At 73.2% G+C, this 4017-nt stretch carries 7 protein-coding genes; 3 read left to right on the top strand and 4 right to left on the bottom strand.

The annotated features are described in order from the left end of the window. Both HMPREF0591_RS29575 and HMPREF0591_RS29570 read left to right on the top strand, forming a co-directional pair. On the top strand, positions 1-255 hold a 255-nt coding region (locus HMPREF0591_RS29575), incomplete at its 5' end, for a (2Fe-2S)-binding protein (protein ID WP_007172555.1). Positions 256-299: 44 nt separating this feature from the next. Continuing rightward, a complete protein-coding gene (locus HMPREF0591_RS29570) occupies positions 300-917 on the top strand; it encodes a flavodoxin family protein (protein ID WP_007172554.1) in 618 nt (205 codons plus the stop codon). A 9-nt stretch (positions 918-926) separates the two neighbouring features. On the opposite strand, the gene HMPREF0591_RS29565 is transcribed toward HMPREF0591_RS29570, so the two are convergent. The 3 genes from HMPREF0591_RS29565 to HMPREF0591_RS29555 are packed head-to-tail and all read right to left on the bottom strand — an operon-like array spanning position 927 to position 2630. Continuing rightward, the gene (locus HMPREF0591_RS29565; protein WP_007172553.1) at positions 927-1121 is read right to left on the bottom strand and encodes a DUF3046 domain-containing protein; all 195 of its coding nucleotides are present in this window, start codon (positions 1119-1121) and stop codon (positions 927-929) included. Positions 1122-1164: 43 nt separating this feature from the next. After that, a complete protein-coding gene (locus HMPREF0591_RS29560) occupies positions 1165-1431 on the bottom strand; it encodes a hypothetical protein (RefSeq protein ID WP_040624469.1) in 267 nt (88 codons plus the stop codon). Positions 1432-1463: 32 nt separating this feature from the next. Beyond that, the gene (locus HMPREF0591_RS29555) at positions 1464-2630 is read right to left on the bottom strand and encodes a glycosyltransferase (RefSeq protein WP_007172551.1); all 1167 of its coding nucleotides are present in this window, start codon (positions 2628-2630) and stop codon (positions 1464-1466) included. Positions 2631-2683: 53 nt separating this feature from the next. Between HMPREF0591_RS29555 and HMPREF0591_RS29550 the strand changes: the two genes are divergently transcribed. Beyond that, entirely contained in the window at positions 2684-3115 is a 432-nt protein-coding gene (locus HMPREF0591_RS29550; RefSeq protein ID WP_007172550.1) for a limonene-1,2-epoxide hydrolase family protein, read from the top strand. Between the two features lie 15 nt (positions 3116-3130). Here HMPREF0591_RS29550 and pspM read toward each other — a convergent pair whose 3' ends face one another. Then, entirely contained in the window at positions 3131-3940 is an 810-nt protein-coding gene (gene pspM / locus HMPREF0591_RS29545) for a phage shock envelope stress response protein PspM (protein WP_007172549.1), read from the bottom strand. Positions 3941-4017: the final 77 nt, after the last annotated feature.

Genomic DNA, 4017 nt, shown 5'->3' with positions numbered 1-4017 from the left:
CTGCTCGCGGGCAACGTCGCGTCCGCGCTGGCCGGGGCCGCCCGGGCGCTGCTGGCGGCGCGACCCGACCTCGGCCCGCGGATCGCCGACACGACCCGGGCGCTGCTGGGCATCGGCGTGCTGGCCGGTTCGGGCGTCGTCGCCGGCCCGCGCCTGGACTTCAAACGCCGCAGTTGCTGCCTCTTCTACCGCCTGCCCGGACGGGCCGTCTGCGGCGATTGCGTGTTCGAGACGCCACCGCCGGACCGGAGGTAGGCGCCGCGCCGTTTGCCCCTGTCGCGCACGGGTAGCCGAGCGTCATGTCCACAGACTCGCTGCGCGCCCTCGCCCTGACCTGCTCCCTGAAGAAGAGCCCGAAGCCGTCGAGCAGCGAGCTGATCGCCGACCAACTGCTCGCTCAACTGCGCCGCGCGGGCGCCGAGGGCGACAAGGTGCGCTGCGTGGACCTGGCGCTACTGCCCGGCGTGGAAGCCGACATGGGCCCGGGCGACGAGTGGCCGGCGCTGCTGGAGAAGATCACCGCGGCGGACATCGTCGTGCTCTCGACGCCCACCTGGGTCGGCCACATGTCCAGCGTCGCGCAGCGCGTCCTGGAGCGCCTCGACGCGGCGATCTCCGACAAGGACGACGCCGGACGGCCCCGCATGGTGGGGAAAGTGGCGCTGGCGGCGGTCGTGGGAAACGAGGACGGGGCGCACAAGATCGTTGCCGACCTCTTTCAGGCGCTCAACGACATCGGGTTCTCGATCCCCGCCCAGGGCTGCACCTACTGGAACGGCGAGGCGATGCAGGGCACGAATTTCAACGACCTGGACGAGGCGCCGGAAGCGGTGGCCGCCACGACCGAAACGGCCGCCCGCAACGCCGTCCACCTCGCGGGCCTCCTCCGGCGGCACGAATACCCGCCCTACGAATAAGCCGCGACCTCACCACTGTTCGCGTGGCACGTCGAAGTCGACGCACAGGGCCCGCCACACGTCGCGGGGCTCGACCCCGTCCTCGATCGCCTGGGCGGCGGTCCGGCCGTCGAAGCCGGTCAGCACGTGGTCCGCCAGCACCGAAGAGCCGTACGCCGCCCCGAATCGCAGGATGACCCGCTCGTTGAATTCCGTTAGCCGCACGCCAGCAAGATACCCACCCGGCGGCGATCGGACACCGGCCGCGTCACCGCCAGCTGGCCGGCAGGTCGATCAGGTGATTGGGGCAGTAGTCCTGCACCGCCACCGACATGATGGTCCGCGCCCACTCCGCCGACATCCTGGCGCGCAACCGCATGAAGGCGTATTCGGCCGGAGCGAACCCCTGCTCGGCGGCCGCCGGGTCGTCCATCAGCTGACACGCCTGCTGCTCGTCGGCGCTGTCGGCGCGGGCCAGCCCCGGGCCGAACATCAAGGCGGCGAGAAGCAGGCCGCCCGCCGCGATCGTCCTCATGGCTGTCGCCCTCCTTCCGCCGACCCCGACCATCATCCCGCCATCGCCAGCGCTTCGTGGCACACCCGCACCGGATCGCTCACCCCGGCGGCGCTCGCGGCGGCGGTTTGCGCGGCCGCCCGATAGTGCGGCGCGGACAGCACGTCGTTGGCGGCGGCCACCAGCGCGTCGGCGGTCAGCGGCCGGATCAGCCGCCCGCTGCCCTGCCGCACCACCCGGTTGGCGATTTCCCACTGGTCCCCGCCGCCGGGCACCGCCACCAGCGGCACCCCCGCCAGCAGCGTCTTGGCCACCATGCCGTGCCCGCCGCCGCAGATCACCAGGTCGGCGTGTCGCAACAACTCGGCCTGGCTGCCCAGCCCGACCACCGCCCACGGCGGCACCGGCAAGTCCGCTCCCCCGAGCCGCGAGACCACCAGCCGAGATCCCGCCGGCAGCGTCTCGCCCGGCCGCAACCGGGCCAGCGCGACCTCGGCCAGCCCCTCGGTGCCGGTCGACGCGGTCGACGGGGCGACCACCACCACGGGGCCCGGGCCCGCCGGGATTTCCAGCACCCGATCGGTCGGTTCGAAGTGCAGCGGGCCTACCAGCACGGCCTCCGCGGGCCAGTCCGGGCGGGTCACCTCGAGGGCGGGCAGGGTGGCGATCAGCCGCCGCAGCGGCCCGGGGTCGCGCGCCGGCAGCCCGATTTCGACCCGCACGGCCGCGCGCTGCCGCAGGCCCGCGCGCCACGACCGTGCGGTGAGCGCGCGCATCGTGGCGTCGCGGAGCCGGCCGCGGATCCCTGTGCCGGGCGCCAGACCGCTGCCGATCGGCGGCAACCCCTTCGACGGCAGGTACAGCGGATGCGGGCTGAGCTCGATCCACGGGACGCCCAGCAACTCGGCGGCCATGCCGCCGCCGGCCGTGATCACGTCGGACACCACCAGGTCGGGCGCCAAGGCGCGCAGCGCCGGCACGTTGAGGACGGCCATCCGCGCCGCGCGCCGGTGGATCCGCGCGCCGGCGTCGACGTCGTCGTCGGTGGCCGCCAGCCCGTCCAGCGGGGCGGCGGCGATGCCTGCCGCGCGGGCGGTGTCGACCCACTCGGCGCCGGTGAACAGCGTGGGGTCGTCACCGGCGTCGGCGAAGCGTTGGCACAGCGCGATGGCCGGAAACGAGTGCCCGGGATCCGGCCCGGCGACCACGGCGACACGCATCGGCCCTACCCTGCCACAGCGCGCGGCCGCGACGCTCGCCTACGCTGGCCCTCATGACCGAGCTGACCGGGACGGCCGTTGCGAACACCCGCACGGTCGAGGGCTTTCTGAACGCCCTGCAAGATGCGGATTACGACGCCGCCGACGCGGCCCTGGACGACAACCTCGTCTACGAAAACGTCGGATTGCCGACCATTCACGGCCGCGCCAGGGCCATGAAGCTGTTCCGCCAGATGGACGGCCGGGCCGCCTTCGAGGTGAAGATCCACCGCGTCGCCGCCGACGGCGGGGCGGTGCTCACCGAGCGCACCGACGCCCTGATCTTCGGCCCGCTGCGGCTTCAGTTCTGGGTGTGCGGCGTGTTCGAGGTGCACGACGGAAAGATCACGTTGTGGCGCGACTACTTCGACTTGTTCGACATGTTCAAGGCGACCGTTCGCGGCCTGGCCGCGGTGGTGCTGCCGTCCCTGAAGGCGACGTTCTAGCCCGTCCGGAACCGGTCAGCTGGCGCCGCGCAGACCGCCGAGTTCGTCGAACGCCTGCGCCCAACCCACCAGCCGGTCGGTCGCCCCGGTCAGCTCGGTGCGATAGCGCTGCGAGGCGGCCAACTGGTCGCCGTTGGCGGACGACACCAATTGCGCTGCGGCGGTGACCATTTCGTTGTACTGGCGGACGCCGGCGCTCAGCTGCGCGGTGAACGCGTTGATCGTGGACACCAGATACGAGCGCGACGACTCGCTGGATTGCGCCGCCCGCTCCATCGACACCACCTCCGCGGCGGTGGCGGCCATGGCCGCCGAGGACTTGTTGGCCGCCGCGGTCAGGTCGCGGATCTCGGCGGTCGGCAGCATCGAGCCCCGCTCGATCACGTTGAGCAGCGAGAGGAAACCCCGTTCGGAGGCGCCCAGCGCGTACATCGCGGGCCGCGCCGCCGAACCGGGCGGCGGCAGCCGGCGCACGTTCACCGGGCGCGGCGTGGGCAGCGGCTCGGCCCGCAGCCACCGGTAGCGGAGCAGCAACAGCGTCGCCGGGATGGCCATGACGACCGAGACGGCACCGGTGATCTCGAGCAGCAGCGCGAACCATCCCCACGCCGCCAGCAGCATCGTCACCGCCGCCCAGAACACACAGCCGACGGCGAAGATCAGGCCCCACCGCAGCGCGCGCCGGCGCCGCCGCAGCAGCCGCGCCCGCGGATCCGCGGCGGCGCTGAGCTTCCGGGCCACCAGGCCGGAGAGGTCGGCGGCGGTGGCCAGCCCACGCCCCAGCACCGTGCGCCAGAGCCCGCCCCGCGTCTCGCTCACCGCCATGACACCCCGTTACTGGCCAAAGGGCTTCTCGGTGGCCGCGCCGCCGGTGGTCTCGGCGGCGGCCGCCTCCGGGGTGG

Origin of the sequence: Mycobacterium parascrofulaceum ATCC BAA-614 (assembly GCF_000164135.1) — a bacterium.
Lineage (GTDB): Bacteria > Actinomycetota > Actinomycetes > Mycobacteriales > Mycobacteriaceae > Mycobacterium > Mycobacterium parascrofulaceum.
Note: the sequence above shows the minus strand (reverse complement) of the source record. Positions and strands in the feature narration are given on the sequence as shown.